Origin of the sequence: Kitasatospora sp. NBC_00315 (genome assembly GCF_041435095.1) — a bacterium.
Taxonomy (GTDB): domain Bacteria; phylum Actinomycetota; class Actinomycetes; order Streptomycetales; family Streptomycetaceae; genus Kitasatospora.
In genome coordinates, this window is sequence record NZ_CP108025.1 from 5,090,483 (window position 1) to 5,117,416 (window position 26,934).

At 73.5% G+C, this 26,934-nt stretch carries 24 protein-coding genes and 1 pseudogene; 8 read left to right on the forward strand and 17 right to left on the reverse strand.

The genetic code is table 11. The annotated features are described in order from the left end of the window. Positions 1–35 precede the first annotated feature (35 nt). Entirely contained in the window at positions 36–683 is a 648-nt protein-coding gene (locus OG823_RS21125) for an ATP-binding protein (protein ID WP_371481136.1), read from the reverse strand. A 150-nt stretch (positions 684–833) separates the two neighbouring features. On the opposite strand from OG823_RS21125, the pseudogene OG823_RS21130 reads away from it, so the two are divergent. Then, positions 834–965: pseudogene (locus OG823_RS21130) on the forward strand (hypothetical protein); the annotation flags it as partial. Between the two features lie 205 nt (positions 966–1,170). Here the strand turns inward: OG823_RS21130 and OG823_RS21135 are convergent. Genes OG823_RS21135 through deoC form a run of 3 tightly spaced genes read right to left on the reverse strand, consistent with a single transcriptional unit; the run spans position 1,171 to position 4,536 of the window. Further along, positions 1,171–2,073, reverse strand: a complete 903-nt coding sequence (locus OG823_RS21135; protein WP_371481137.1) for an aldehyde dehydrogenase family protein — start codon at positions 2,071–2,073, stop codon at positions 1,171–1,173. After that, complete coding sequence (locus OG823_RS21140; RefSeq protein WP_371481138.1) at positions 2,066–3,544, reverse strand: aldehyde dehydrogenase family protein; 1,479 nt, start codon at positions 3,542–3,544, stop codon at positions 2,066–2,068. The genes OG823_RS21135 and OG823_RS21140 overlap by 8 nt, the downstream gene beginning before the upstream one ends. A 5-nt stretch (positions 3,545–3,549) precedes the next feature. After that, a complete protein-coding gene (gene deoC / locus OG823_RS21145; protein WP_371481139.1) occupies positions 3,550–4,536 on the reverse strand; it encodes a deoxyribose-phosphate aldolase in 987 nt (328 codons plus the stop codon). Positions 4,537–4,843: 307 nt separating this feature from the next. Between deoC and OG823_RS21150 the strand changes: the two genes are divergently transcribed. From OG823_RS21150 to OG823_RS21165, 4 genes are all read left to right on the forward strand, one after another. Beyond that, positions 4,844–5,491: a TetR/AcrR family transcriptional regulator gene (locus OG823_RS21150; RefSeq protein WP_371481140.1), complete on the forward strand. Its 648-nt coding sequence runs from the start codon at positions 4,844–4,846 to the stop codon at positions 5,489–5,491. 105 nt (positions 5,492–5,596) lie between these two features. Continuing rightward, complete coding sequence (locus OG823_RS21155) at positions 5,597–6,340, forward strand: ABC transporter ATP-binding protein (protein WP_371481141.1); 744 nt, start codon at positions 5,597–5,599, stop codon at positions 6,338–6,340. Next, complete coding sequence (locus tag OG823_RS21160; RefSeq protein WP_371481142.1) at positions 6,337–7,074, forward strand: ABC transporter permease; 738 nt, start codon at positions 6,337–6,339, stop codon at positions 7,072–7,074. The genes OG823_RS21155 and OG823_RS21160 overlap by 4 nt, the downstream gene beginning before the upstream one ends. Before the next feature lie 212 nt (positions 7,075–7,286). Then, entirely contained in the window at positions 7,287–7,967 is a 681-nt protein-coding gene (locus OG823_RS21165) for a PH domain-containing protein (RefSeq protein ID WP_371481143.1), read from the forward strand. 182 nt (positions 7,968–8,149) lie between these two features. Here the strand turns inward: OG823_RS21165 and OG823_RS21170 are convergent, their stop codons facing one another. The 6 genes from OG823_RS21170 to OG823_RS21195 all read right to left on the reverse strand — a co-directional run bounded on the left by OG823_RS21170 (position 8,150) and on the right by OG823_RS21195 (position 16,388). Then, positions 8,150–9,850 (reverse strand): phospho-sugar mutase, encoded by a 1,701-nt coding sequence (locus tag OG823_RS21170; protein ID WP_371481144.1) that lies wholly within the window; start codon positions 9,848–9,850, stop codon positions 8,150–8,152. 119 nt (positions 9,851–9,969) lie between these two features. Beyond that, positions 9,970–10,806, reverse strand: a complete 837-nt coding sequence (locus OG823_RS21175; RefSeq protein ID WP_371481145.1) for a purine-nucleoside phosphorylase — start codon at positions 10,804–10,806, stop codon at positions 9,970–9,972. 139 nt (positions 10,807–10,945) lie between these two features. Next, positions 10,946–12,022, reverse strand: coding sequence for a C40 family peptidase (locus tag OG823_RS21180; RefSeq protein ID WP_371481146.1), 1,077 nt, complete (start codon positions 12,020–12,022; stop codon positions 10,946–10,948). Between the two features lie 46 nt (positions 12,023–12,068). Next, complete coding sequence (locus OG823_RS21185) at positions 12,069–12,551, reverse strand: poly-gamma-glutamate biosynthesis protein PgsC/CapC (protein WP_371481147.1); 483 nt, start codon at positions 12,549–12,551, stop codon at positions 12,069–12,071. After that, positions 12,548–14,035 carry a poly-gamma-glutamate synthase PgsB gene (gene pgsB / locus OG823_RS21190; protein WP_371481148.1) on the reverse strand — a complete coding sequence of 496 codons (1,488 nt, stop codon included), beginning with the start codon at positions 14,033–14,035 and terminating at the stop codon, positions 12,548–12,550. Before pgsB ends, OG823_RS21185 begins: the two co-directional genes overlap by 4 nt. A gap of 64 nt (positions 14,036–14,099) precedes the next feature. After that, the gene (locus OG823_RS21195) at positions 14,100–16,388 is read right to left on the reverse strand and encodes a HAMP domain-containing protein (RefSeq protein ID WP_371481149.1); all 2,289 of its coding nucleotides are present in this window, start codon (positions 16,386–16,388) and stop codon (positions 14,100–14,102) included. 236 nt (positions 16,389–16,624) lie between these two features. Here OG823_RS21195 and OG823_RS21200 point away from each other — a divergent pair, with 236 nt between their 5' ends. Continuing rightward, positions 16,625–17,632 carry a hypothetical protein gene (locus OG823_RS21200; protein WP_371481150.1) on the forward strand — a complete coding sequence of 336 codons (1,008 nt, stop codon included), beginning with the start codon at positions 16,625–16,627 and terminating at the stop codon, positions 17,630–17,632. A 22-nt stretch (positions 17,633–17,654) separates the two neighbouring features. Here the strand turns inward: OG823_RS21200 and OG823_RS21205 are convergent, their stop codons facing one another. Then, complete coding sequence (locus OG823_RS21205) at positions 17,655–18,092, reverse strand: gamma-glutamylcyclotransferase (protein WP_371481151.1); 438 nt, start codon at positions 18,090–18,092, stop codon at positions 17,655–17,657. Between the two features lie 145 nt (positions 18,093–18,237). On the opposite strand from OG823_RS21205, the gene OG823_RS21210 reads away from it, so the two are divergent. Together OG823_RS21210 and OG823_RS21215 are read left to right on the forward strand one after the other, a co-directional pair. Beyond that, positions 18,238–19,692: an NAD(P)H-quinone dehydrogenase gene (locus tag OG823_RS21210; RefSeq protein WP_371481152.1), complete on the forward strand. Its 1,455-nt coding sequence runs from the start codon at positions 18,238–18,240 to the stop codon at positions 19,690–19,692. A gap of 235 nt (positions 19,693–19,927) precedes the next feature. After that, positions 19,928–20,851 carry a DeoR/GlpR family DNA-binding transcription regulator gene (locus tag OG823_RS21215; RefSeq protein ID WP_371484583.1) on the forward strand — a complete coding sequence of 308 codons (924 nt, stop codon included), beginning with the start codon at positions 19,928–19,930 and terminating at the stop codon, positions 20,849–20,851. Positions 20,852–21,069: 218 nt separating this feature from the next. Here OG823_RS21215 and OG823_RS21220 read toward each other — a convergent pair whose 3' ends face one another. The 6 genes from OG823_RS21220 to OG823_RS21245 all read right to left on the reverse strand — a co-directional run bounded on the left by OG823_RS21220 (position 21,070) and on the right by OG823_RS21245 (position 26,734). Next, positions 21,070–22,842 carry a biotin carboxylase N-terminal domain-containing protein gene (locus OG823_RS21220; protein ID WP_371481153.1) on the reverse strand — a complete coding sequence of 591 codons (1,773 nt, stop codon included), beginning with the start codon at positions 22,840–22,842 and terminating at the stop codon, positions 21,070–21,072. Positions 22,843–23,061: 219 nt separating this feature from the next. Beyond that, positions 23,062–23,847, reverse strand: coding sequence for a hypothetical protein (locus tag OG823_RS21225; protein WP_371481154.1), 786 nt, complete (start codon positions 23,845–23,847; stop codon positions 23,062–23,064). Positions 23,848–23,996: 149 nt separating this feature from the next. Then, positions 23,997–24,596 (reverse strand): nucleoside triphosphate pyrophosphatase, encoded by a 600-nt coding sequence (locus OG823_RS21230; protein WP_371481155.1) that lies wholly within the window; start codon positions 24,594–24,596, stop codon positions 23,997–23,999. 73 nt (positions 24,597–24,669) lie between these two features. Continuing rightward, on the reverse strand, positions 24,670–24,795 hold the full coding sequence (mmpB, locus tag OG823_RS21235) for a morphogenic membrane protein MmpB (protein ID WP_371481156.1): 126 nt from the start codon (positions 24,793–24,795) through the stop codon (positions 24,670–24,672). A 115-nt stretch (positions 24,796–24,910) separates the two neighbouring features. Next, complete coding sequence (locus OG823_RS21240; protein WP_371481157.1) at positions 24,911–25,129, reverse strand: acyl-CoA carboxylase epsilon subunit; 219 nt, start codon at positions 25,127–25,129, stop codon at positions 24,911–24,913. A 24-nt stretch (positions 25,130–25,153) separates the two neighbouring features. Then, entirely contained in the window at positions 25,154–26,734 is a 1,581-nt protein-coding gene (locus tag OG823_RS21245) for an acyl-CoA carboxylase subunit beta (protein ID WP_371481158.1), read from the reverse strand. Positions 26,735–26,934 lie beyond the last annotated feature (200 nt).

Consider the following 26,934-nt stretch of genomic DNA (forward strand, 5'->3'; position numbering starts at 1 on the left):
GCACGACGGGCCGGATGCCCCGGCGCGAAGCCTTCTCAGGCGCTGACGGGCAGGTTCTGCGGGCGGGCGGCGGCCACCGCGCCGACGCGGCGCCCCGCCTCCGGCCCGGGGCAGGCGTACGCGCCCAGACCCACCTGTCGGGCCACGATGTCCTGCTCGGCGCGCATCAGACGCCAGCCACGGCGTACCAGGACGGGCAGCGACTTGCGTCCCTCGCGGACGTCCCGGCGCAGCCGTCGCCAGGCGGTGGTCAGCGGGCGGTTGCGCAGGCAGATCGCGTCACCGAGCAGGCCGTCGGCCGCGCAGCGCCCGACCAGTTCGGCCGCGAAGATGCCCTCGGCGATGAACGCGGGCGCCCCGGCCAGATCGAGGGTGTGCGTGCCCGCCCGGCCGTTGTCGGGGATCGAGTAGACCGGGACGTCCGCGCGGCCGGACTCGGCGAGCTGTCGGATGGCCGCCACGGCCTGCTCGCGGTGCCAGGAGAGCGGGGAGTCCCAGTCGACGGCGCCGTCGGTGAGCAGCGGCAGCGTGGGGTCGTCGCCGTCCTTGTAGAAGTCGTCGAGCTGGAGCACGGGAAGCCCGCTCCGCTCGGCCAGTGAGGACTTCCCCGACCCGGACGGCCCGGAGAGCAGGATCACCAGGGCACGGGCCGGCGGCACGGGGTTCAGCGGGGAGTCACTCACGAGAAACCAGTCTGACGCATCGGGGTGCGATGCCGAAACCGGTCGGATGTGACTCTTCGCGGCGGATGGCCGCGTCCGCGGTGGAGCCCGGCCGCGAGAGGCCGGAAACCAGGTCAGGGGATGGCAGAAGAAGATCTACCCTGACCGCTGTTGTCGATCTTCCTGGGTGGAGCAGGCGCCGCCGTCCTGGCCGACCCGGGCATCGTCCGTGGCCTGCGGGAGGCGGCCCGGGAGGCGCCGGCCGGGACGGCGGAGGACGTCCGGCGGTTCCTGGAGGTCGGCCGGTACGAGGCCCGTCCGTCGGACGACCGGGTGCGGAAAGGCGACGGACCCGCGCCAGGGGGGGAGAGGCGCGGGTCCGTCATGGCACGTCCGGACCCTGGGGGGGTAGGGCACTGGGGACGGCCAGTCTGTGGAGTTGTACCGGTCGCGGTCGCAGCGCTCGGCGTACTGCCGGTCGGCGCCGTACGGCTCCGGCCGTGGAGGGTCAGATCCCGATCGGGTGCCAGACCGTTTTGGTCTCCAGGAACGAGAGTAGCCGGTCGGTTCCGGGCGCATCGGTCCAGTCCTGGGCGAACGGGTCCAGCTCCGGGCGAATCACCCGCTTCAGCGTATCCGCGGCGGAGGCCTCCAGCCCGGCCGCCGCGCCGGAGCCGTCGGAGGCGATGGCACCGGTGAGGTCGAGCCCGTTGACGTCCTGGTGGGACGCCAGGGTCGGCGCGATGTCCTCGGTACGGCCCGAGATGATGTTGACGACACCGCCGGGCAGGTCGGAGGTGGCCAGCACCTCGCCCAGCGAGAGGGCGGGCAGCGGCGCGTCGGCGGCGGCCGCCACCACGACGGTGTTGCCGGTGGCGATGGCGGGCGCGATCACCGATACCAGGCCGAGGAACGAGTGCCCGTACCCGGCCTGCGGCGCGACCACGCCGACCACGCCGCTCGGCTCGGGCACCGACAGGTTGAAGAACGGTCCGGCGACAGGGTTGCCGTTGCCGGCGATCTGGGCGACCTTGTCCGTCCAGCCCGCGTACCAGACCCAGCGGTCGATCGCGGCGTCCACCAGCGCGGTGGCCTTCTTGGCGCCGATGTTCTCCGCGGCGGCGACCTCGGCGGAGAACTGCTCACGCCGGCCCTGGAGCATCTCGGCGACCCGGTAGAGCACCTGGCCGCGGTTGTACGCGGTGGTGCCCGACCAGCCCTTGACGGCCGCGCGGGCGGCGAGCACGGCGTCGCGGGTGTCCTTGCGGGTGCCGAGCGGGGCGTTGGCCAGCCACTGGCCGTTGCTGTCGGTCACCTCGTACACCCGCCCGCTCTCGGAGCGCGGGAACTTCCCGCCGACGTACAGCTTGTAGGTCTTGAGGACGTCAAGTCGCGTGCTGGTCTCAGACATCGAGGTACGCCTCCAGGCCGTGGCGACCGCCCTCGCGGCCGTAGCCCGACTCCTTGTAACCGCCGAACGGCGAGGTCGGGTCGAACTTGTTGAAGGTGTTGGCCCACACCACGCCGGCCTTGAGCTGGTTCGCCATCCACAGGATGCGCGAGCCCTTCTCGGTCCAGACGCCGGCCGACAGCCCGTAGGGGGTGTTGTTGGCCTTCTCGACCGCCTCGGCGGGGGTGCGGAAGGTCAGCACGGACAGCACCGGGCCGAAGATCTCCTCGCGGGCGATCCGGTGGGCCTGGCTGACGCCGGTGAACAGCGTCGGCTTGAACCAGAAACCGGTGCCCGGCAGGTCGCAGGAGGGCGACCAGCGCTCGGCGCCCTCGGCCTCGCCGGCCGCGGTCAGCTCGGTGATCCGGGCCAGCTGGGCGGCGGAGTTGATGGCGCCGATGTCGGTGTTCTTGTCCAGCGGGTCGCCGACCCGCAGGGTGTCCATCCGGCGCTTGAGCGCGTCCAGCACCTCGTCCTGGACGGACTCCTGGACCAGCAGGCGCGAGCCGGCGCAGCAGACGTGGCCCTGGTTGAAGAAGATGCCGTTGACGATGCCCTCGACGGCCTGGTCGATCGGCGCGTCGTCGAAGACGATGTTCGCGGCCTTGCCGCCCAGCTCCAGCGACAGCTTCTTGCGGGTGCCGGCCAGCTGCTTGGCGATCGCCCGGCCCACCGGGGTGGAGCCGGTGAAGGCGACCTTGTTGACGTCCGGGTGGGAGGTCAGCGCGGCGCCGGTGCGGCCGTCACCGGTGACGATGTTGACGACGCCCTTCGGCAGACCGGCCTGGCGGCAGATCTCGGCGAAGCGCAGCGCGGTCAGCGGGGTGGTCTCGGCGGGCTTGAGGACGACCGTGTTGCCGGTGGCGAGCGCCGGGGCGATCTTCCAGGCCAGCATCAGCAGCGGGAAGTTCCACGGGATGACCTGGCCGGCCACGCCGAGCGGGCGCGGGTTGGAGCCGTACCCCGCGAAGTCGAGCTTGTCGGCCCAGCCCGCGTAGTAGAAGAAGTGCGCGGCGACCAGCGGCAGGTCCACGTCGCGGGTCTCGCGGATCGGCTTGCCGTTGTCGATCGACTCCAGCACCGCCAGCTCGCGCGAGCGCTCCTGGATGATGCGGGCGATCCGGAACAGGTACTTGGCGCGCTCGCTGCCGGGTAGGGCCGACCAGTCGGTGAACGCCCTGCGGGCGGCGGCGACCGCGCGGTCGACGTCCTCCTCGGTGCCCTGCGCGAACTCGGCGAGCACCTGCTCGGTGGCCGGGTTGACGGTCTTCAGCGCCTCACTGCCGCTGGAGTCGACGAACTCGCCGCCGATGAAGTGCCCGTAGGAGGTCGCGATGTCACCCGCGGCGGCGGGGGACTCGGGAGCGGGCGCGTACTCGAAGAGTCCGCTCTTGCGCACGGGCTCTTCCGCCTTCTTGGTGTTCTTGGCCATCGTTCTCAGTCCACCGTCACGTAGTCGGGACCGGAGTACCGGCCGGTGGTCAGCTTCTGACGCTGCATCAGCAGGTCGTTGAGCAGGCTGGAGGCGCCGAAGCGGAACCAGTGGGGGGACAGCCAGTCGTCGCCGAGGGTCTCGTTGACCATGACGAGGTACTTCATGGCGTCCTTGGTGGTCTTGATGCCACCGGCGGGCTTCACGCCGATCTGGACGCCCGTCTGCTGCCGGAAGTCGCGGACGGCTTCGAGCATCAGCAGGGTGACCGGGGGCGTCGCGTTGACGGCGACCTTGCCGGTGGAGGTCTTGATGAAGTCGGCGCCGGCCAGCATCGCCAGCCAGGAGGCGCGTCGCACGTTGTCGTACGTCTGCAGCTCGCCGGTCTCGAAGATCACCTTGAGGTGGGCCGCAGTCCCGTCGGGGCGCCTGCAGGCCGCCTTCACGGCGGTGATCTCGTGGAAGACCGACAGGTAGCGGCCGGAGAGGAAGGCGCCCCGGTCGATCACCATGTCGATCTCGTCGGCGCCGGCCGCGACCGCGTCGGCGACGTCGGCGAGCTTGACCGGGAGCGAGGCTCGCCCGGCGGGGAACGCGGTGGCCACCGAGGCGACCTGGATGTCGGTGCCGTTCAGAGCCGCCTTCGCGGTGGCGACCATGTCCGGGTAGACGCAGATCGCGGCGACGCGGGGAGCGCTCTGGTCGGTCGGGTCGGGGTTCCTGCCCTTGGTGCACAGGGCGCGCACCTTGCCGACCGTGTCCGCGCCTTCCAGCGTGGTCAGGTCGATCATCGAGATCGCCAGGTCGATGGCGTACGCCTTCGCCGAGGTCTTGATCGAGCGGGTGCCGAGGGTGGCGGCGCGGGCCTCCAGGCCGACCTGGTCGACGCCGGGCAGGCCGTGCAGGAAGCGGCGGAGCGAGGCCTCGGACGCCGCGACGTCCGCGAGACCGCTGCCCGCAGCGCTGGTGGCATTGGCTGCAAGAGTGGACATAGTCACCAGACCAGCATATCTACGCGCGTAGCCGGACGCTAGGGAGACCTCCTTTCCCGGAGTATTCGATGCGGGACCGAGACCTGGGCGGGCCGGGCGGCCCGACCGGCCCCCGGGCCCGTGCCGCCACCGGCCCCCGGGCCCGTGCCGCCACCGCCCCCTCGACGCCGGTGGCGCCGTGCTTCCACCGCTCCCGTCGTCCCGGGGCGAGCCCGCCGTCCGGCCCGGGGATCGCTCTGCCCGTGGTGGGCGGTCGCGTCGGTCGCTCGAACGAGTGGTGCGGGCGTCCGGTGCGGACAATGGTCCGGTGACGACCGCAGAGCAGCCCCCAGCCGCAGAGCAGCCCCCGGCCGCAGAGCAGCCCCCGGCTCCCCGCAAGAAGACCGGCCGCCGGCCCGGCGCCGCCGACACCCGCCGCACCGTGCTGGAGGCGGCGCGGGCGGAGTTCGCGGCGCGCGGGTACGAGAAGGCGAGCATGCGGGCGATCGGGCGGGCGGCCGGGGTGGACGCCGCGCTGCTGCACCACTACTTCGGGACCAAGGACCGCCTCTTCATGGCGGCGATGGAGTTCCCGGTGGAGCCGAAGGCCGTCGTCGAACTGGTGCTGGCCGGTGACCGGGCGACCGTCGGCGAGCGGGTGGCCGAGTTCCTGCTGAACGTCTGGGAGCAGCCCGCGGCGCTAGAGCGGCTGCTGGCGCTGTTGCGGGCGGCGGCCACGACGGAGCAGGTGGCGCACCTGATGCGCGGCTTCGTGCAGGAGGAGCTGGTGCAGCGGGTGGCGCAGGAGCTGGACGTCGAGCAGGGCGAGTTGCGAACGGAGCTGATGCTCTCGCAGGTGATCGGGCTGGCGATGGCCCGGTACGTCCTCAAGGTGGAGCCGCTGGCCTCGGCGACCCGGGCGGAGCTGGTGCCGTTCATCGCCCCGACCTTCCAGAGGTACCTGGGCGGCAGCTGACCCCGACGGCTTGACCGCCCGACGGCTTGACCGCCCGCCCGCCCGACCGCCCGGCCGCCCGGCCGACCGCTTGACGGCATCGGCCTTCGGGTAGAAACTCATCGCATGATGAATTCTTCGGCGGCCCCGCCGCCCGCGATCCGGGTCACCGCGCTGACCGTGCGGCGCGGAGGCCGGGTCGTCCTGCACGAGCTCGGTCTCGACGTACCCCAGGGCTCCATCACCGGGCTGCTCGGCCCCAGCGGATGCGGCAAGTCGACCCTGCTGCGCGCCGTCGTCGGCGTCCAGCAGATCGCCTCCGGGCAGGTCGAGGTGCTCGGCGAACCGGCCGGCAGCGCGGCCCTGCGCCACCGGGTCGGCTACGTCACCCAGGCGCCTTCCGTCTACGGCGACCTCAGCGTCGGCGAGAACCTCCGCTACTTCGCCGCCGTCCTCGGCGCGCCGAAGGGCGACGCCGAGCGGGTCGTCGCCGAGGTCGGCCTGGCCGGCCACGAGCACGACCTCACCTCCCGGCTCTCCGGCGGCCAGCGCGCCCGGGTCTCGCTCGCGGCGGCCCTGCTGGGGCGCCCGGAGCTGCTGATCCTGGACGAACCCACCGTCGGCCTCGACCCGGTGCTCCGCCAGGATCTCTGGCACCTCTTCCGCGGCCTCGCGGACGCGGGCCGGACCCTGCTCGTCTCCAGCCACGTCATGGACGAGGCCTCGCGCTGCGACCGGCTGCTGCTGATGCGCGAGGGCCGCCTGCTCGCCGACGACACCCCCGCCGAACTGCTGCGCCGCACCGGCGCGGCCGACGTCGACAGCGCCTTCCTCACCCTGGTGGCGGGCAGAACGGAAGCCGTGGCATGAACGTCACCCGTACCCTCGCCACGACCCGCCGGGTCCTCGCCCAACTGCGCCACGACCCGCGCACCATCGCGCTGCTGCTGGTCGTGCCCTGTCTGCTGCTCACCCTGCTGCGGTTCATGTTCGACGCGCAGCCGCAGGCCTTCGACCGGGTCGGCGCCGCCCTGCTCGGCATCTTCCCGCTGCTGGTGATGTTCCTGGTCACCTCGGTGGCGATGCTGCGCGAGCGCACCAGCGGCACCCTGGAGCGGCTGCTCACCATGCCGCTCGGCAAGCTCGACCTGCTGCTCGGCTACGCCCTGGCGTTCGGCGTGGTCGCCCTCGTCCAGGCCGCCCTGGCCTCCGCGCTCACCCTCGGTCTGCTCGGCCTGGACGTCGCCGGTCCGACCTGGCTGCTGTTCGCCGTGGCCCTCGGGGACGGTCTGCTCGGCATGGCGCTCGGCCTGCTGGTCTCCGCCTTCGCGGCCACCGAGTTCCAGGCCGTGCAGTTCCTGCCGGCCGTGATCCTGCCGCAACTGTTGCTGTGCGGCCTGTTCGCGCCCCGCGAGAGCATGGCGGCCGGTCTGCACGCGGTCTCCGACGTCCTGCCGCTCTCCTACGCGGTGGACGCGATGAACCGCCTCACCAGCACCGCCGGTGTCAGCGGCTCCCTGGTCCGGGACCTCGCGGTGATCGCCGGCGCCGGCCTGCTCGCCCTCGCCCTCGGCGCGGCCACACTGCGGCGGCGTTCGGCCTGAGCGACCGGCCGGTCCGAGCGCCCGACCCGATCGGTCCGGCCGGAGCGACCCGACCGGTCCCAGCGACCGGCCCGACCGGCCCGACCCGGCGGGGCGGCGTTCGCGTCCGTGCCGTGCGCAACGGCGGGTTGCGCCGCGGCGCGGGCCGGGCTCCGGCAACCGGTCGGTCACATCACGGTGACGGCAGCGTCCCGTACGGCAGAATCGTCCCCATGACCGATTCCGACGGCACGCCCCACCAGGGCTCCGCCGCACCCGATGGTGAGCCCGTGTACGCCGACCGCGTGTACCGCTCCGTTCCCGGCGTCATCTCCGGGGTCCTGCTGCTCGCGGTGGCCGGCTGGCTGACCGTCGACGCCGTGCTGAGCGGCAGCGGCCGGACGCCCTGGGTCGCGCTCGCCACCATCGTGGTGTTCGCCTTTCCCGTCATCGCCTACACCCTGCGGCCGGTCGTCCGGGCGGACGACCGGCGGCTGCTGGTCCGCAACCCCTTGCGGACCGTCAGCGCGCCCTGGGCCGCCGTCGAGGGGATGCGGGCCGGCTACTCGGTCGAGCTGTTCGCCGGCGGGAAGAAGTACCAGGTCTGGGCGGTCCCGGTGTCGCTGCGGCAGCGCAAGCGGGCGAACCGGCAGGCCTCGCGGAGCGCGGCGGCGGGGGATCCGCACGCCTCGCGGCTGGGGTCGCTGGTGCGGCCGAACGTGCCGGTGCTGCCGGGTGCGCCCGATCCGACCCGGGCCTGGTCCGACCAGGTGGTCGCGGTGCTGCTGGGCATGGCCGAACGCAACGCCGCCCGCCCGGACGCGACCGGCGAGGTCACGGTCCGCTGGTGCTGGTGGATCATCGCGCCGACGCTCGTCGGGCTCGTGGCGCTGGTCGCGGTCATCGCGGCCTGACCGTCATCGCGGCCCAACCGCAGGGCCTTCCGGGCCTTCCCCGAGGAAGGCCCGCCCGCGGCGCCGGGTGCGCGTACCCGGCGGCGAGCCCCGTGCGGGGCCGACCGCGGAACTCCCCGTCCATGTGCGTGGGCCCGGTCGACGAGGACTTCCGTCGACCGGGCCCACGCGCGTGCGGCGGATCAGGCGTCGATGCCCGCGGCCGCGGCGAGATCCCGCTTGATGTCGGCCAGGACGGCGGCGGCCCGCGCGCGGGTGCCGGCCAGCTCGGCGGCGGAGCCGGCCGGGAGGACGACCTCCAGGTAGCACTTGAGCTTGGGCTCGGTGCCGGAGGGACGGACCACGATCCGCGCGGAGCGCACGCCCTCGCCGGCCAGGTGGTACCGCAGGCCGTCGGTGGGCGGCAGGTCGGCGGAGCCCAGCGTCAGGTCCTCGGCCTGGGTGACGGTGAGTCCGGCCAGCACGGTCGGGGGCCGCTCGCGCAGGCGCCGCATCGCGTCCGCGATCACCGCGAGGTCCGCCACCCGGACGGACAGCTGGTCGGTGGCGTGCAGGCCGTGCTCCAGCGCCAGTTCGTCCAGCAGGTCGGTGAGGCCGCGCCCAGCGGTTTTGAGGCCGGCGGCGAGTTCGGCGACCAGCAGGGCGGCGCTGATGCCGTCCTTGTCGCGGACGCCCTCGGGATCGACGCAGTAGCCGAGCGCCTCCTCGTAGCCGTAGCGCAGGCCGTCGGCGCGGGAGATCCACTTGAAGCCGGTGAGCGTCTCGGCGTAGCCGAGCCCCGCGGCGGCCGCGATCCGGCCCAGCAGGGTGGACGAGACGATGGTGGTGGCGAAGGTGCCCGCGGCCTTCTTGCCGACCAGGGCCGCGCCGAGCAGGACACCGACCTCGTCGCCGCGCAGCATCCGCCAGCCGTTCTCGGCGCTCCGGTCGGGGACGGCCACGGCGCAGCGGTCGGCGTCCGGGTCGTTGGCGATCACCAGGTCGGGGTGCGCGGTCGCGGCCGTGGCGAAGGCGAGGTCCATCGCCCCCGGCTCCTCCGGGTTGGGGAAGGCCACGGTCGGGAAGTCCGGGTCGGGTTCGGCCTGCGCGGGGACCACGGTCGGGGCCGGGAAGCCGGCCCGGGCGAACGCGGCGAGCAGCACGTCCCGGCCGACGCCGTGCAGCGGGGTGTAGACGACCGAGAGATCCCGGGGGCCGCCCGGGTCGAGCACGGTGGTGGCCCGGGCGAGATACGCCTCGACGACCTCCTCGCCGAGCACCTCCCAGCCGCTCCCGGTGCGCGGCACGTCCGCGAGAGCGGCGATGGCGTCGATCTCGGCGGCGATGCCGGCGTCGGCGGGCGGGACGATCTGCGCGCCGTCGCCCAGGTAGACCTTGTAACCGTTGTCCTGGGGCGGGTTGTGGCTGGCGGTGACGGTGACGCCGGCGGCCGCGCCGAGGTGGCGGACGGCGAAGGCGAGCACCGGCGTCGGCAGGGCGCGCGGCAGCAGCGCGGCGCGCAGGCCGGCGCCGACCATCACCGCGGCGGTGTCGAGGGCGAAGTCGTACGACCTGTGGCGGGCGTCGTAGCCGATCACGACCAGGTCGCCGAGGGCCTGCTTCCTCACGTAGGCGGCCAGGCCGGCGGCGGCGCGGATGACCACGGCGCGGTTCATCCGCATCGGGCCGGCGCCGAGCTCGCCGCGCAGGCCGGCGGTGCCGAACTGGAGGCGGTCGGCGAACCGCTCGCTCAGCCGGGACCAGGCGATCCGGTTGCCGGACTCGGTCTCGCCCTCGGCCTCGGCCAGCAGGGCGGACAACTCCTCGCGGGTCTGCGGGTCGGGGTCCTCGGCCAGCCAGGCACGCGCCCGGGTGAGGAGGTCGGTGGTGGGTGCCTCGGTCATCGGCTCCAGCTCCATCGGGGAAGTCGTCGGGTGTCGGCCGGGGAGGTTCCGGATACGGGCGGGGCCCGCGGGACGCGTCCCGCGGGCCCCGTCAGCCACGATTCTCTGCGGTGCCCGGCTCAGATCCGTTCAAGGACCTTCGCCAGCAGGGCGCCCATGCGCTCGGCGGACGCCTTGCCGGCCTCCAGCACCTCGGCGTGGTTGAGCGGCTCGCCGGTGATCCCGGCCGCCAGGTTGGTGACCAGCGAGATGCCCAGCACCTCGGCGCCGGCCTCGCGGGCGGCGATCGCCTCCAGCGTGGTGGACATGCCGACCAGCTCGCCGCCGATCACCCGGGCCATGTGCACCTCGGCCGGGGTCTCGTAGTGCGGGCCGCGGAACTGCACGTACACGGCCTCGTCGAGCGAGGGGTCGACCTCGCGGCAGAGCTCGCGCAGCCGCCTGGAGTAGAGGTCCGTCAGGTCGACGAAGTTGGCGCCGACGATCGGGGAGTCCGCGGTCAGGTTGATGTGGTCGCTGATCAGCACCGGCTGGCCGGGGACCCAGCCCTCGCGCAGGCCGCCGCAGCCGTTGGTCAGCACGATCGTCGCGCAGCCGGCCGCGGCCGCCATCCGTACGCCGTGCACGACGGTGGCCACGCCGTGGCCCTCGTAGTAGTGGTTGCGGCCGAGGAAGACCAGGGCGCGGCGGTCCTCGGAGCCGGCACCGGTGATCCGTACGGACCGGATCTTGCCGGAGTGGCCGGCGACGGCGGGGGCGGGGAAACCGGGGAGCTCGGTGACCGGGAACTCGGCCATGATCTCGCCCAGGGCATCGGCGGCGGGAACCCAGCCGGAGCCCATCACCAGGGCGACGTCGTGGCGCTCGGCACCGGTCAGCTCGCGCAGGCGCTCGGCGGCGGCCCGGGCGGCGGCGTAGGGGTCGGCGGAGACGACCGTCTGAGGAGATTCGTTCACGCCTCCGAGGATAGACGGGAATTCACTACGCGCGTAGAAAATGGGCCCGGGCATGTTGGATTGTTACCCCGTGCGGTCGATCGGCGCAGATCGCCACGCTGCGCAATCGGAGGATCCGACGAACCGTCGGGCGTGTCGCTCAGAGCCGCTTGGCACTGCGCAGACCCTTGGCGTACATGCCGTTGTCGTCCAGCCGCGCCGTGCCGCCCTTGTCGCCGAAGGTCGGGCCGTCCGCCTCCTCCCGGCTGGAGATGTAGCGCGGGTGGCCGTCGGTGTCCAGGCCCAGGTAGATGCCGGTGTGGTCCAGCCGGGCGCCGGTGCGGGTGTCGATCTCGAAGAAGACCAGGTCGCCGGGTTGCAGCGCGTCGATCGAGGTGGGCCGCACGGTCACGTCCGAGCCGGGCAGGGTGGTCAGCGGGAGCACCGCGACGCCGGGGGCGAGGCGGGCCAGGCCGTTGGCCGTGCGGGGCAGGCCGGGACCGGCCACGTCCTTGCTCAGCAGCGGGTACCCGCCCCGGTATCCGTAGACCATCCGCACGAAGCCGGAGCAGTCGAAGGCTCCGTACCGGATCCTGTCCGGCTGCTTGGTCACCTTGTCGGCGAAGGTGTACGGCTTCCCGAGGTAGTCGACGAAGTCGGTCTGTTCGAGGCGGTAGTCCTGGCCGAGCAGGCCGTCCGGGTTGATCGGTCCGAAGGACGCGTCGCCGCGGAAGCGCACGCCCTTGGCGTCCTTCTGCTCCGGGGCGCCGTTCATGTACTGGGTGGCGATCGCGAGGATGTCGTCGGCCTGGCTGCCGAGCGACTGCTGGAGCCAGGTCCTGAACCACCCCTCGCCCTCGGCCCCCGCCTTCCAGTTCTGCGGGAGCAGCCGCACCCAGGCGTCGCTGACCAGGACGGCCGAGGTGGTGGCCGGCTCGGCGAAGGTCCGGCTCGGACCGGTCAGCAGCGCGGTCCTGGCGCCGTCGGTCAGCGTCGCCACCACCCCTCCGGCGCCGTCCCGGACGACGGTGCGGTCGGGCCCGGCCAGGCGCTCGTAGCGGTACGCGGTGGTCGACGGGGTGCTCGGGGCGCCCGTCGTGCGCGCGATCGGCGGGGCCGCGCCGGGCCTCGCGGGCGCCGCGTCGCGCCGTTGGAGCTCGACGGTCAGGTAACCGCTGGTGGCGAGCAGGGCCAGGGCGAACGCGCCACTGAGCACGGACTTGCGGGAGATGCTCATCGTCGGGTCCTCGCAGGAGACGTGGGTACGGGTGGCCGGAGCGGGCTCAGGTGCCCGGCAGGGCGCCGAGCAGGACACCGGCGGTCAGGACCACGTAGTTGGCGAGGGTCACCGTGCCGGTCGCCATCAGCGTCGCGGCCTTCGGCTGGCGGACCAGCTGGTAGGCGATCAGGCCCGGCACGATGAAACCGAGGGTCTGGTTGGCGTACAGGGTCGGCAGCTCGTGCTGGAGCACCAGCATCACCGTCGCCTGGAGCATCACGCCGGTGAGCACGACGGCGGCGAACAGCCTTTTGCCGTACAGGATGACCAGCTTCTGGACCAGCCGGGTCGCGAGGTACGTCAGCAGGGTCACGCCGATCACGATCGCCACCCGCTGGAGGTCCTCGACCAGGGTCAGCGCCAGCCACCCGGGGGTGATCATGCCGCCCGGGGAGAGGTTGGTGGTCAGGTAGCAGACGAGTGAGAAGACCAGGCCGAGGGCGATGCCGATGGCGGCGATCTCGGGGGTCAGCTCGGTGGGGATCACTGCGGGTCTCCGTACGGGTGCTGGGCGGGCTGCTGGTGGCCGGGAGGTGCGGGGATGCGGAGCGGCACGGTCTCCTCGAACCTGGGTCCGCCGGGGCGGCGGGCCGCGCCGCCGTGGCCGGCCGGGGCGGCGAACCAGCCGCCGGGCGCCGGCCCGCCGCCCGGCGTCTCGCGCGGAGGCGATCCGGGTGCCGGGTGCTCGTACCGGGACGATCCGTCCGCCCGCGCCCCCGGCCGCCCGTCGGTTGAGCGTCCGTCGTGCACCGGTTCGCCGTCCTGCACCGGCTCTCCGTCCTGCGGTTCGTCGAACCGGTCGAGCAGGTCCAGCTCCGCCAGGAACAGTTCACCCTGGCCGTGGATGTTGCCGATGGCGATCAGTGAGCAGTCGTCGCCCACCTGCGCCACCAGCTCGGCGGTCAGTTCGGCCGGGTCGCGCCGGTCTCCGCCGAGATCCACCACCCGTCCCTGCCAGTCGGCCGGGATGCCGTCCCGGGCGCTCCTGGTGGGGTGGCCGATCAGGAACACCGTGTCGGGGTCGAGATCCGGCACGATGGAGCCCATCTGGCCGTTGCGCTCGACCCGGTCGGGGCGGCAGTTGATCACCACGTTGAGCGGCCGCCGGATCGCGCCGAGATCCAGCAGCTGCCGGACGTTCATCAGCGTCGACTCCGGGTCGTTCGCGGCGAAGACGTTGGCGAAGCGCAGCCGCCTGCCGTCCTCGGTGCGGTAGCGCTCGACGGAGAGCACACCCGGATCCGGCGGGGCCTCCCACATGCCGCGCAGCGCCGTCTGCCGCTCCACGCCGAGCAGTTCGGCGACGGCGAGGGCGATCGCCACGTTCTCCTTGAAGGTGAACCAGCTGAAGCCGCGCAGCTCCTCGTCGGTGACCGTCTCCGGATCCACCGGGATCAGCCGGCAGTTCCGCCTGGCCGCCTCCTCGCGCAGGATGTGCAGCCGGTCCCGTTCGGCGGTGACGCAGACGCCGTCGACCGGCATCGAGCGGCACAGCGAGCGGGCGACGTCGTCCAGGGTCGGGCCCATCTCGGCGAGGTGGTCCTCCCGGACGTTGCAGAGCACGCCGATCGTGGAGCGGATCAGCTTGGTCTGGTTGACCTCCTGGAGGGCCGGCATGACCGCCATGCACTCGATCACCAGCGCGTCCGGGCGGTAGGTCGCGGCCCGCCGGACGATGCCGATCTGTTCGACCACGTTGGCGATGCCGAACTTGCGGTAGACCGGCTCCTCGGTGGCGTCCGGGTGGATGAACCGCGCCGCCGTGCCGGTGGTCTTGGCGACCGTCACGAGCTCCCCGCCGCGCAGGGCGCCCGCGCAGAGCCGGGTGATCGAGCTCTTTCCCCGGATACCGTTGACCAGGACGCGTACCGGGATCTGGTCGAGCGCGGCGAAGTGGCGGCGCTGCTCGACGATGCCCGCGGCCAGCAGCACGGCGCAGCACGCCACCAGGACGATGTAGAGGAAGAGCACGGGCGGGGTTTCCTTATGGCCGGGACGGGGGTGGCTGGCGGGGGGACGGCTGCGTCCGCCGGGGCTAGTGCGGGGTCTTCCGTCCGGCCGTCCGGACGGCCCGCGCGGGGGCGTCCGCGGCCCGTCGGCTCTGCCGGTCGAGCTGCTGGCGCAGCAGTTCGAGACTGCGGGCGACCGCGCCGACCTCGTCGTGGTGCACGGGGTACAGGACGGTTCTGCGGTCGCCGGCGGCCAGCGCCTCGGCGCTCGCGGCGAGCCGGCGCAGCGGCAGGCCGACCGCGATGAAGAGCCAGCCCAGGCAGAGTGCGGCGGCGGCCAGGCCCAGCATCCCGACCAGCACGGCCCGGCGGTCGGCCCGGTTCTGGTCCAGGTGCAGCCAGCCGACCGGCTGGGCGGTGACCACCGACCAGCCGAGGCTGCCGACCGAGCCGCTGCCGCCGAGCCGGGCGGCCGCCAGTACGGCGGGCTCCCCTCCGGTCCGCACGACGGCGGCGGCGGCGCCCTTCGCGGCCTCGCCCAGTACCGCTCCGGCGCGCTGTTCGGGCAGTTCGCCGAAGGAGCTGAAGGCCTCGTTGGCGGCCAGCACACGCTGTCGGTCGTCGAGCAGCCAGATGTGCCCGAGGCCGGCGCGGTCCAGCAGGGCGGCGAGGAAGTCGGGCTTGAACTCGCCGACGACCACGGGGGTCGTCACCGCGGCGGACGGCGCCGTGCTCGCGACGGCGCCCATGTCGGGGGCGTTCGCCTCGGCGTCGTACGCTCCGCCGAGGACGGCCCGGGCGGCGATCTGCGGTTCCCTGCCGGACTTGTTGAGCAGCAGCACGCCGTCCGGGCCCACCGCCGACGCGCCGGTGTGGCGCGGCGTCTCGCCCGCCCGGGCCAGGACGTCGCCGCTCGGGCCGAGGACGTAGAGCGAGCGGTAGCGGGTGTGCTCGGCCAGGGCGCTCTTCAGCACCGCCTCGACGTTGGCGGCCCGGCTGCCGTCGCCGAGCGCGGGCCGGATGGCCCGCAGATCGGCGTAGCCCTCGTTCAGCGCCTGGCGGACCCGGTCGGCGGTGGTGTCGGTGCGGTCCCGCTGGGCCGCCACCACCTGGCCGGGCACGCGGAGCGAGCCCTTGCTGCCGCCGAGCATCAGCAGCGGTACCGACCAACTGAGCACGACGAGGGCGCACAGGGCCAGCGGCAGCGCGATGCCGGGGCGGCGCCGCCGGGAGGCCGGCCGCGGCGCGGAGTCCTCCGGCCGGCGGGCCGGGTCGAGCAGTTGCAGACGCAGTTCCTCCAGGGCGCGGGCGATCCTGCCCGCCTCGCCTCGGGCGGGCCCCTCGACCGGCTGTGCCGGCCGCTCGCCCCTGGTCAGCCGGCGGGATTCCAGGAAGAGGCGCAGCAACGGGCGCTGCAGGGTGCGGACCAGGAGTCCGGCGAGCAGCACGGCGACCACCAGCAGGGCGCCGGCGGCGGCCAGGCCGAGCAGCGGGTGCCGCAGGCTGCCGGCCTGCCGGTCGACCGTGGTGCTGGAGATGACGGTCAGGCCGAGCGGCCCGGCGATGTCCTGGGCGGTGCCGTCGCCGACCGAGGCGTAACCGACGACGCGGCGCGCGCCGTGCGCGTCGGCGGCGCCGGCGAGGCTTCCCGAGAGGGTCTCGGCCACGCCCGGACGGTGTCTGCCGGCCCTGTCGCGGGCCGTGGCGACGACCCGCTTGTCGCTCTCGCCGGTGAGTTTCGGGCCGGTGCCGTCGATGACGACGCCCGTCCGGTCGAGGACCTGGACGCTCTGGGCCCTGCCGGTGGCGGCGGTGGGCAGTCTCAGGCTGTCGGAGGCGACCAGCAGGGCCCGGCCGTCGGCCTTGGTGGCGACCACGGCGAAGCTCAGCAGCCGCGGGCCGGTCGCGGTGGCGATCAGCACGGGGGCCGGTGCGACGTCGGTGACCCGGCCGAGGTCGAGACCGGCCAGCGGGACGGTCTCGCCGCGGGCCGCGAGCAGTCGCCCGGTGTCGAGCCGGACGATCGCCGTGCCCCGCCACTTCTGGTAGGCCTCGCCCAGGGCGCCGAGCACGGCGGACGGCGCGGCGGGCGCGTCGTCGAAGCGGGCGGCGGCCCGGCGCAGGTCGCCGGCGCTCTCGTTGACGGCGGCGCGCATGGCGCCGGCGCTGTCGACGGCCGCGTACTGCTGCGCCTCGCGGACGGCCTGCGGGGTGTCGTCGGTGCGCAGGCCGCCGACTCCGACGGCGGTGAGGCCGACCACGGCCAGCAGGAGGAGCAGCAGCAGCGCGATCGGCGGGCGGATGCCGCCGAGCAGCGGCATGTCCGCCCGGCGTCGGTAGCGATGCTGGCGAGGGGGATTCGCTGCCGTGCTCACGTGGGCCTCGTCGCTGGAACGGGGGCGATGCTGGCCCGCTCCGGTCCGGCGTACGGCGTGCTGTGCCCTTGGTCGAAAGTTTTACTCAGCTTATGAAGCTATTTACCGATTCAGATAACGGCATGGCATCATTCGCGGAAAGATTCGGGCGCTCTCGCGGATGAAGGCGTATGCGACGCACCGTCCGGCCGGACGGGCCGCGATCACCGGACGGTCGGACAGGTAGGTTCTGAGCCGTGGAGATACGGGGATCACGGCGCGTACTGCTGCCGGCGCTGCTGTTGGCGCTGGCGGCCCTGGCCGGGGTGCTGACCTACCTGGCGCGCTCCGACGGCGCGGAGGACCGGTCCCGCACCGCCGGGCCCGGCCGGCCGGCCGCCGCGCCGCAGGCCGTCGACCTCGCGGCCCGGGTGGCCGGCTACACCGCCGGATTCAGCGCGAGCGGCCCCTACACCGTCCCGGACGCGGCGCAGCGCCGAGCCGTCGCGGACGGCGTCGGCCGGCTGCTCGACGGCCGGAGGGAAGAGGCCGGGCAGACCCTCGCCCGGGTCGGCTACCGGCTGACGGAGTTCACCGAGCAGGAGTCCGGCCGCCTGGTCGGCGAGATCGCCGAGGCGCCTGGCCCCGGCGAGGCGGTGCACGGCTGGGGCCGGGTCTATCTCGACCTGTCCGAGCAGGCGTCCTGGTCGGTACAGGTGCCGCACCCGGTCTTCGACACCGATACCGAGCTGCTGGGCGTCGAGGTGTTCCGGGCGACCCCGGGCGGGGTGATGGTGCTGGCGGGCGCCCACCGCAAGGCCGGCGCCGACGGCTCGTCCGACCCGGCGCACCGGACGGACACGGTGTTCGCCGCCGTTGCCGACGCGCTGGCCGGCCGGGGGCTGCCGGGTGTCCAGCTGCACGGTTTCGACGAGGGCAGCCTCCCGGGGCAGGACACCGTGGTCTCCAGCGGCACCGCCGCCGCGGGTCCGGCCGCCCGGCTCACCGCCGACGGCCTGGAACAGGCCGGTTTCGCGGTCTGCCGGGCCTGGCGGGACAAGTGCGGCCACCTGGAGGGGACCACCAACGTGGAGGGACGCTCCGCCGCGGCCCTCGGCGTGCCCTGGTTGCACGTCGAACTCGGCAACGGGCTGCGGACCGAGCCGGCGCAGCGGGCCGAGGTGGTCACGGCGCTGTCCGCCACCGTGCGCTCCTGGGCCGCGGCGGGCACGCCGTCCGCCTCCGCCCTCCGGCCGGGCCGGTAGGCAGCGCCCGGCCGGGCGTCGCTCAGCAGGGGCGGCGGCGCAGGTCCAGGACGTAGTCGTGCGGTGCGCCGGCGCTCTCGGCGGCGTCCGCGACCAGGCCCAGGTAGCGGGCCGCGGGCAGGCCGCCCTCGTAGTCGTTCAGCACGTACGTCCACACCTGGATGTCGCCGTCCAGGGTGTGCGCCCGCAGTTTGATCTTGCGGTAGATGCCGAGCTGCACGCCCTCCCAGCGGTCCAGCCCGTCCTCGTCCATCGGCGCGACGTCGTAGAGCGAGACGAAGACCTGCTCCTTCTCGTCCTCGACCACGGTGGCCAGGGAGCCCTCCCAGCCCAGCTGCTCGCCGCCGAAGGTCAGCCGCCAGCCGTCCAGCCAGCCGGTGCCGCGCAGCGGTGAGTGCGGTGCGCGGCGGGTCATCTGCCGGGCATCGAGGTTGGTGGCATACGCGGCGTAGAGGGGCATGGCGTCAGCCTACGGGAGTTGAAGGCGGCGACCCGGCCGGGGGGAGCGCCCGCCACCTCCACGGGGCGGCGCCGGGCGGACGGACGCGCTGGGTCCGTGCGCCAGAACGAACCCCGGCGTGGCGCCGCCCCCGGCGTGCGGGACAATGGTGCACGTGACTCGGATCGTGATCATCGGTGGCGGACCTGGCGGATACGAGGCAGCCCTGGTGGCGGCCCAGCTCGGCGCGGAGGTGACCGTCGTCGACCGCGACGGCCTCGGCGGATCGGCGGTGCTCACCGACTGCGTGCCGTCGAAGACGCTGATCGCGACCGCGGAGGTGATGACCACCTTCGACAGCTCGTACGAGGAGCTGGGCATCATCGTCGCCGACGACACCCCCCCGGTCGAGGGCTCGGCCCGGGTGGTCGGCGTGGACCTCGGCAAGGTCAACCGACGGGTGAAGCGCCTCGCGATCGCCCAGTCGCACGACATCACCCAGTCCGTGACCCGCGCCGGTGTGACGGTGCTGCGCGGCAGGGGCCGGCTCGGCGGCGGAGGTCAGGCCGCGGACGGCTCCCGCGAGGTGCTGGTGGACGGCCCGGACGGCAGCGTCCAGTCGCTGCGCGCCGACGCGGTGCTGATCGCCACCGGCGCCCACCCCCGGGAGCTGCCCGACGCGCAGCCGGACGGCGAGCGCATCCTCACCTGGACCCAGGTCTACGACCTGGAGGAGCTGCCGCGCGAGCTGATCGTGGTCGGCTCCGGTGTCACCGGTGCCGAGTTCGCCGGCGCGTACCAGGCGCTCGGCTCCAGGGTCACGCTGGTCTCCAGCCGTGACCGGGTGCTGCCGGGCGAGGACCCGGACGCGGCCGAGGTGCTGGAGGAGGTCTTCCGGCGGCGCGGCATGAACGTGATGGGCCGCTCGCGGGCGGAGGGCGCCAAGCGGGTGGGCGACCACGTGGAGGTGACCCTCGCCGACGGCCAGGTGATCCGCGGTACGCACTGTCTGATGGCGGTCGGCTCGATCCCCAACACCGCGGAGATGGGCCTGGAGGAGGCCGGGGTCGAGCTCAACGACTGGGGCCAGATCCGGGTCGACCGGGTGTCCCGCACCAGCGCTCCGGGCGTCTACGCGGCCGGTGACTGCACCGGCGTGTTCATGCTGGCCTCGGTCGCCGCGATGCAGGGCCGGATCGCGATGTACCACGCGCTGGGCGACGCCGTTCAGCCGCTGAACCTCAAGACGGTCGCCTCCAACGTCTTCACCGACCCGGAGATCGCGACCGTCGGCTACACCGCCGCCGACGTGTCCTGCGGGAAGATGGACGCGGTCGAGGTGAAACTGCCGCTGCGCGGCAACCCGCGCGCCAAGATGCAGGGCATCAGGGACGGCTTCGTGAAGCTGTTCTGCCGGCCCGGCACCGGCATCGTGGTCGGCGGTGTGGTGGTGGCGCCGCGCGCGAGCGAACTCATTCACTCGATCTCGCTCGCCGTGGACGCCAATTTGACGGTCGAACAGGTGGCCAGTGCGTTCACCGTCTATCCGTCGGTGTCCGGTTCCACCGCCGAAGCCGCGCGCCAGTTGCACATCCGCAAGCGGGCCGAGGGCGAATCCTGAGCCGAGAACGTGCAGTTGGGGCGGCCGCCGTCGGGTGGCCGCCCTTCGCGCGTCCGTCTCCTTCACCCGTACGGAGGGCGTGCTCACCGTCCGTTGGCGGCGCGTAGTCTACGGTCACGCGCCGCCCTCGCGTGAGCAATTCCCGTTACCAGGTGCAAACGCCTGAAAGCAGACGGTCATTCAGGTTACCGTCGGTTCTGTGTTTGCAGCAGAACGTCGCCAGTTGATCCTCGAAATGGTGCGCGCCAACGGAGCTGTGTCGCTCCGTGAACTGGCTCGCGTCGTCCAGACCTCCGAAGTGACCGTACGTCGTGACGTACGGGCCCTGGAGGCAGAAGGGCTCCTCGACCGCCGGCACGGCGGCGCGGTGCTCCCCGGCGGCTTCAGCCGCGAACCCGGATACCCGCAGAAGACCCACCTCGCCGCCGCCGAGAAGAGCGCCATCGCCGATCTCGCGGCCGGCCTGGTGGAGGAGGGCGACGCCATCGTGGTGGGCGCCGGTACCACCACCCAGGAGCTGGCCCGCCGGCTCGCCCGGGTGCCGGGGCTGACGGTGGTGACCAACTCGCTGCTGGTCGCCCAGGCCCTGGCACACGCCAACCGGGTGGAGGTGGTGATGACCGGCGGCACCCTCCGGGGCTCCAACTACGCCCTGGTCGGCAGCGGCGCCGAGCAGTCGCTGCACGGGTTGCGGGTCTCCAAGGCCTTCATCTCGGGCAGCGGGCTGACGGCCGAGCGCGGGCTGTCGACCACGAACATGCTCTCCGCGAGCGTGGACCGGGCTCTGGTGCAGTCGGCCGCCGAGGTCATCGTCCTCGCCGACCACACCAAGCTCGGCGCGGACACCATGTTCCAGACCGTCCCGACCGACGCCATCACCCGGCTGGTGACGGACGAACACGCCACGGCGGACGACCGCACCGCCCGGGAGCTCGACGCGCTGGCCGACTGCGGGGTCCAGATCGACGTCGCCCCGCTCGGCCTGGCAGCCGATCCCGTGCCGCACGGCGGCGGGGGCGGGCCCACGCACCAGGCGCCGGTCGGCGCCGTCCCGCGCCGGGCCGTCCCGCCGCCGGGTGCCGCCCCGCTGCCCGGTCAGCGGCGCCCCGGCGCCCACGGGGGCATGGTCGCCCGGCCGCTGGCCTCCGGCCGCTCCTGACCGTCGGCCGCTCCCGACCACGGGTCGGCGGCGGCACGGGTCGGCGGCGGCACCGGGTCGGCAGCGTCGAGAGCCGCCGCACGGCGAACCGCCGCGCGGAGAGTCACCGCGCCCCGGCCCGCCGGCCACGGGTCATCCGCCGCCGTCCGGAACGCGAACCGCGGCCGGTCCCGCACCCTCGGGTGCGGGACCGGCCGCGGTGACCGTACGGGCTGCCGTCAGTCCTTGATCTCGCAGAGCGCGGCGCCGCTGCTGACGCTGGCGCCGACCTCGGCCTTGAGGCCGACGACGGTGCCGGCCTTGTGCGCGTTGAGCGGCTGCTCCATCTTCATCGCCTCCAGGACGACGATCAGCTCGCCCTCCTCGACGACCTGGCCCTCCTCGACGGCGACCTTGACGATGGTGCCCTGCATCGGCGAGGCCAGCGAGTCACCGCTGACGGCCGAGCCGGCCTTCTTCACGCCGACCCGGCGCTTGGCCTTGGCACCCGCGCCGCCCCCGGTGGGGGCGGAGGCGACACCGAGGGACGAGGGCAGCGAGACCTCGATCCGCTTGCCGCCCACCTCGACCACCACGGTCTCGCGGACGTCGGCCTCCTCGGCCTCGCCGCCCGCGCCGGTGAACGCCGGGATGGTGTTGTCGAACCCGGTCTCGATCCAGCGGGTGAAGACCGTGAACGGTCCCTCGCCGCCGTGCACCTCCGGCGCGAACGCCGGGTCGGTGACGACCGCCCGGTGGAACGGGATGGCGGTGGCCATGCCCTCCACCTTGAACTCCGCCAGCGCCCGGGCGGCGCGCTGCAGCGCCTGCTTGCGGGTGGCGCCGGTGACGATCAGCTTCGCGAGCAGCGAATCCCAGGCCGGGCCGATGACCGAGCCGCTCTCGACACCCGCGTCCAGGCGCACGCCCGGACCGGACGGCGGCGCGAACAGCGTGACGGTGCCGGGGGCGGGCAGGAAGCCGCGCCCCGGGTCCTCGCCGTTGATCCGGAACTCGATCGAGTGACCGCGCACGGCCGGGTCGTCGTACCCGAGCGCCTCGCCGTCGGCGATCCGGAACATCTCGCGGACCAGGTCGAGCCCGGTGACCTCCTCGGAGACCGGGTGCTCCACCTGCAGGCGGGTGTTGACCTCCAGGAAGGAGATCAGGCCGTCCTGGGAGACCAGGAACTCGCAGGTGCCCGCGCCGACGTAGCCCGCCTCGCGCAGGATCGCCTTGGACGCCCGGTACAGCTCGGCGTTCTGCTCGGCGGTCAGGAACGGCGCGGGCGCCTCCTCGACCAGCTTCTGGTGCCGGCGCTGGAGCGAGCAGTCACGGGTGGAGACCACCACCACGTTGCCGTGCTGGTCGGCCAGGCACTGGGTCTCCACGTGCCGGGGGTTGTCGAGGTACTGCTCGACGAAGCACTCGCCGCGCCCGAAGGCGGCGACGGCCTCGCGGACGGCCGACTCGAACAGCTCCGGGATCTCCTCCAGCGTGCGGGCGACCTTCAGGCCGCGGCCGCCACCGCCGAAGGCCGCCTTGATGGCGACCGGCAGGCCGTGCTCGCGGGCGAAGGCCACGACCTCCTCCGCGCCTGCGACCGGCTCCGGCGTGCCGGCCACCAGCGGGGCACCGGCGCGCTGCGCCACGTGCCTGGCGGTGACCTTGTCGCCGAGATCGCGGATGGCCTGCGGCGGCGGGCCGATCCAGGTCAGGCCCGCGTCGAGGACGGCCTGGGCGAATTCGGCGTTCTCGGAGAGGAAGCCGTAGCCCGGGTGGACGGCGTCCGCACCGGAGTCGGCGGCCGCCTTGAGCACCTTGGCGATGTCCAGGTAGCTGGTGCCGGGGGTGTCGCCGCCGAGCGCGTACGCCTCGTCGGCCGCGCGGACGTGAAGCGCATCCCGGTCCGGCTCGGCGTATACGGCGACGCTGGCGATACCGGCATCCGAGCAGGCCCGGGCGACGCGGACGGCGATTTCTCCGCGGTTGGCGATGAGCACCTTGCGCACAATGGCTCCCTTCTTGAACCTCGTCGAGTCTATGGATTACAGGGTGGTACCGGCGAGTAGCCCAGGGTGGTGAGCTAGCCCACACGGAGGGTCGGACGGCTGTGTGACCGGTCGGGCACGGAACGGGACGCTCCGCAGGTCGTGGACGGTGCCGCTGTCAGGCCCGTGCTCCGGGCCGTGACCGCGCCGTCGCGCCGCCGTGCCGTGGCCTTCGCCACATCATGGCGAGGGCGCCGGGGCCTGGGCCGGAACGGCGGTCGGCGTGGCGGGTGCCACCGGCGTGGCGAGGGCCTCGTGGGTGACGTCCGCGACCAGCTCGACCAGATCCGGTCCGTAGGCGGTGGAGTTGACCAGCCGTAGCACCAGCGCGAAGGTCCCGTCCGTGCCGTGGGTGCGGGCCAGCTTCCGGTGGTTGGCCACCAGGTAGCGGACGGCGGCGTGGTTGGACGTCGCCGTCTGGCCGGCGATCAGGAAGGCGGGCCGGCCGCCGTGTCCGGTCTGGATCCGGGCCAGCAGCGCGTACACCCGGCCGCCGGTCGTCCGCGAGGGGCTCTGGTAGCCGTAGGACTCGGAGCCGACCGCGAGGCTCATCTCGTGGTGGCGGACCGGGTCCTCGGCGAAGGTGACGCCCGGCAGCCAGGAGGTGAGGTGGGCGGCCGTCCGGTCGTTGCTGGCGGGGCCGCCGAGGCAGAACTCGGCCTTGTGGCCCAGTCCTTGGCGTACCTCGTCGTGGGTCACCAGTTCGGCCTGCGCGCCGCACTCCTTCACCAGCGCGGACAGCTCCATCAGGGCGAACACGTCGTTGCGCGAGACGCTCTTCGAACTGTTCGACGCGGTGTGCCGGTTGACCACCAGCAGGCACTCCGAACCGCCCGGCATGCCGAAGAACTCACGGACCCGGCCGAGCCGGCGCCGCCGGCGCACGTTCTGGGCGAGCCAGCCGAGCGAGGCGCTGATCGCGGTGGCGACCAGGCCGAGCACCACGTTGAGCACGCTGTCGGTCATCCCTGCTGTCCTCTCCGGGTCGGTGGCCCGGCCAGCCTATCGGCGCGCCCCGCCCGCACGGTCTGGGTCGGCGGGACAGATGTCCGGCCGGGGATCTGTCGGAACCGGTAGGGTCCGGCCCCACCGGATGTGGTGGGCCGGGCCCGGGATCAGACCCAGAGGTCGGTCAGCCGCACGCCGAGGTCGGCCAGCAGACGGCGCAGCAGCGGCAGTGACAGGCCGATGACGTTGCCGGGGTCGCCGTCGATGCCCTCCACGAACGGGGCCGAGCGGCCGTCCAGGGTGAAGGCGCCCGCCACGTGCAGCGGTTCGCCGGAGGCGACGTAGGCGGCGATCTCGGCGTCGTCCGGGGTGCCGAAGCGGACGGTGGTGGACGCGGTCGCCGAGGACTGCCGGCCGGTGGCGGTGTCGATCACGCAGTGCCCGGTCCGCAGGACGCCGGAGCGCCCGCGCATGGACCGCCAGCGGGCGAGCGCGTCGGCGGCGTCGGCGGGCTTGCCGAGCGCCTCGCCGTCCAGTTCCAGGACGGAGTCGCAGCCGATCACCAGTTCGCCGTCGGTGAGGCCGCCGGCGACGGCCTTGGCCTTGGCCTCGGCGAGCACCAGCGCCAGCTCGGCGGGGGTGGCGGCGGTGATCGCGTCCTCGTCCACGCCGCTGACGACGACCCGCGGATCCAGGCCCGCCTGGCGCAGCAGCCCGAGGCGGGCGGGGGAGGCGGAGGCGAGCACGAGCGTGCGGCGGTCGGTCATGGCCACCAGCGTAGGGGGTGCGGTGGCCGGCCGGTGGCGCTCCCGCCCCGGGGGTCGTCGGAGCGCCAGGTCGTCAGAGCATCAGCAGGACGGCCATCAGGAGTGTGAGGGCGGCGAGCAGCGGCCCGGCGCGGCGCAGCCGCTCCTGGAGGTCCCGGGCCTCGGGGGAGGGCTCGTCGCGGGGGTCTGACCAGAGCACTCCTCCAGGGTGCGCCGCCGCGCGCGGCGGGCGCCTGAGTATCCGTACTCAGGTTTCGGGGCCGTCCGGGCCGGGGTGCGCCCGGCCCGGACGGCCCCGCCGCGGCGGGGACCGGTCAGCCGGCCCAGCCCGAGGTGCGCCAGGCGTTGACGCCGGGCCTCGGCGCGACGCGCAGGCGCCGGGCGTGGTCGTTCCAGGGGGAGGCCGGGCCGGCGCCGGTGCGGGCCGCCTCGGCGGCGGCCTGCGCGGCGGCGGCCCGGGCTGAGACCACCGCCAGGACGGTGGCCAGCTCCTCGGGGGTCGGCTGCCCGTGCAGCACGTGGATCGGGGCCATGTCTCAATCCTCTCGCGGCCGGGTCTACAGGGGAATGTTGCCGTGCTTCTTCGGCGGCAGGCTCTCCCGCTTGCCGCGCAGTGCCCGCAGCCCCCGCACGATGTGCCGGCGGGTCTCGGAGGGCGCGATGACCGCGTCCACGTAGCCGCGTTCGGCCGCCAGGTAGGGGTTGAGCAGGGTGTCCTCGTAGGAGGCGAGCAGTTCGGCCCGCCTGGCCTCCACGTCCTGCGCCTCGGCCAGTTCGCGGCGGTGCAGGATGTTGACGGCGCCCTGGGCGCCCATCACCGCGATCTGCGCGGTCGGCCAGGCCAGGTTGAGGTCGGCGCCCAGGTGCTTGGAGCCCATCACGTCGTACGCCCCGCCGAACGCCTTGCGGGTGATCACGGTGATCAGCGGGACGGTCGCCTCGGCGTACGCGTAGATCAGCTTGGCGCCGCGCCGGATGATGCCGTCCCACTCCTGGCCGGTGCCGGGCAGGAAGCCGGGCACGTCGACGAAGGTCAGCACCGGGATGTTGAAGCTGTCGCAGGTGCGCACGAAGCGCGCGGCCTTCTCGCTGGCGGCGATGTCCAGGCAGCCGGCCAGGTTCATCGGCTGGTTGCCGACGATGCCGACCGGGTGGCCCTCGACCCGGCCGAAGCCGGTGAGGATGTTGCCGGCGTACAGCGCCTGGGTCTCCAGGAACTCGCCGTCGTCGAGGATGTGCTCGATCACCTTGTGCATGTCGTACGGCTGGTTCGCCGAGTCCGGCACCAGGGTGTCGAGTTCGAGGTCCTCCTCGGTGACGGTGAGGTCCGCCTCCTCGGGGTGGGCCGGCGGGTCGCTCAGGTTGTTGGAGGGCAGGTACGAGAGCAGGTTCTTGACGTACTCGACCGCCTCCTTCTCGTCGGCGGCCAGGTGGTGCGCGACGCCGGACCTGGCGTTGTGGGTGCGGGCGCCGCCCAGCTCCTCCATGCCGACGTCCTCGCCGGTGACGGTCTTGATCACGTCGGGGCCGGTGATGAACATGTGCGAGGTCCCCTCCGCCATCACCACGAAGTCGGTGATCGCGGGGGAGTACACCGCGCCGCCCGCGCAGGGGCCCATGATCAGCGAGATCTGCGGGATCACGCCGGAGGCGTGCACGTTGCGGCGGAAGATCTCGCCGTACAGGCCGAGCGAGACCACGCCCTCCTGGATCCGCGCGCCGCCGGAGTCGTTGATACCGACGACCGGGCAGCCGGTCTTCAGCGCGAAGTCCATCACCTTGACGATCTTCTCGCCGAACACCTCGCCCAGCGAGCCGCCGAAGACGGTGAAGTCCTGCGCGAAGACCGCGATCTGACGGCCGTCCACGGTGCCGTAGCCGGTCACCACGCCGTCGCCGTACGGCCGGTTCCCGGCCTGGCCGAAGTTGGTCGAGCGGTGCCGGGCGAACTCGTCGAACTCGACGAAGGAGCCCTCGTCGAGCAGTTCGAGGACCCGCTCGCGGGCGGTCTGCTTGCCCTTGGCGTGCTGCTTCTCGACGGCCGCGGCGGAGCCGGAGTGCACCGCCTCGTCGAGCCTGCGCCGCAGGTCGGCGAGCTTGCCGGCGGTGGTGTGCGGGTCGTACGGGGCGTCGGTCATCCGGTCGCTCTCCCTGATCCTGGGCCGCGTCCTGTCGGTACTGGGTGAGGGCAGGGCGGCGCAACGAACTACCGCTCGGTAGCGTAGCCAGCGCGGAGCGTTTTCCGTTATGGCCAGCGACACAGTGTGTTAACGAGCGTTCTGCGGGACGATGGGGCGGCCTGCGCGCTCGCCCTGCGGGCCCTTGGGCGGTGGTGGCC

Excerpts from the sequence above, each read along its gene's own strand:
- OG823_RS21135 (WP_371481137.1), bottom strand. The coding sequence starts at position 2,073 with ATGTCTGAGACCAGCACGCGACTTGACGTCCTCAAGACCTACAAGCTG.
- OG823_RS21140 (WP_371481138.1), bottom strand. The coding sequence starts at position 3,544 with ATGGCCAAGAACACCAAGAAGGCGGAAGAGCCCGTGCGCAAGAGCGGA.
- deoC (WP_371481139.1), bottom strand. The coding sequence starts at position 4,536 with ATGTCCACTCTTGCAGCCAATGCCACCAGCGCTGCGGGCAGCGGTCTC.
- OG823_RS21155 (WP_371481141.1), top strand. The coding sequence starts at position 5,597 with ATGATGAATTCTTCGGCGGCCCCGCCGCCCGCGATCCGGGTCACCGCG.
- OG823_RS21160 (WP_371481142.1), top strand. The coding sequence starts at position 6,337 with ATGAACGTCACCCGTACCCTCGCCACGACCCGCCGGGTCCTCGCCCAA.
- OG823_RS21165 (WP_371481143.1), top strand. The coding sequence starts at position 7,287 with ATGACCGATTCCGACGGCACGCCCCACCAGGGCTCCGCCGCACCCGAT.
- OG823_RS21170 (WP_371481144.1), bottom strand. The coding sequence starts at position 9,850 with ATGACCGAGGCACCCACCACCGACCTCCTCACCCGGGCGCGTGCCTGG.
- OG823_RS21180 (WP_371481146.1), bottom strand. The coding sequence starts at position 12,022 with ATGAGCATCTCCCGCAAGTCCGTGCTCAGTGGCGCGTTCGCCCTGGCC.
- OG823_RS21205 (WP_371481151.1), bottom strand. The coding sequence starts at position 18,092 with ATGCCCCTCTACGCCGCGTATGCCACCAACCTCGATGCCCGGCAGATG.
- OG823_RS21210 (WP_371481152.1), top strand. The coding sequence starts at position 18,238 with ATGGTGCACGTGACTCGGATCGTGATCATCGGTGGCGGACCTGGCGGA.
- OG823_RS21215 (WP_371484583.1), top strand. The coding sequence starts at position 19,928 with ATGGTGCGCGCCAACGGAGCTGTGTCGCTCCGTGAACTGGCTCGCGTC.
- OG823_RS21225 (WP_371481154.1), bottom strand. The coding sequence starts at position 23,847 with ATGACCGACAGCGTGCTCAACGTGGTGCTCGGCCTGGTCGCCACCGCG.
- OG823_RS21230 (WP_371481155.1), bottom strand. The coding sequence starts at position 24,596 with ATGACCGACCGCCGCACGCTCGTGCTCGCCTCCGCCTCCCCCGCCCGC.
- OG823_RS21240 (WP_371481157.1), bottom strand. The coding sequence starts at position 25,129 with ATGGCCCCGATCCACGTGCTGCACGGGCAGCCGACCCCCGAGGAGCTG.
- OG823_RS21245 (WP_371481158.1), bottom strand. The coding sequence starts at position 26,734 with ATGACCGACGCCCCGTACGACCCGCACACCACCGCCGGCAAGCTCGCC.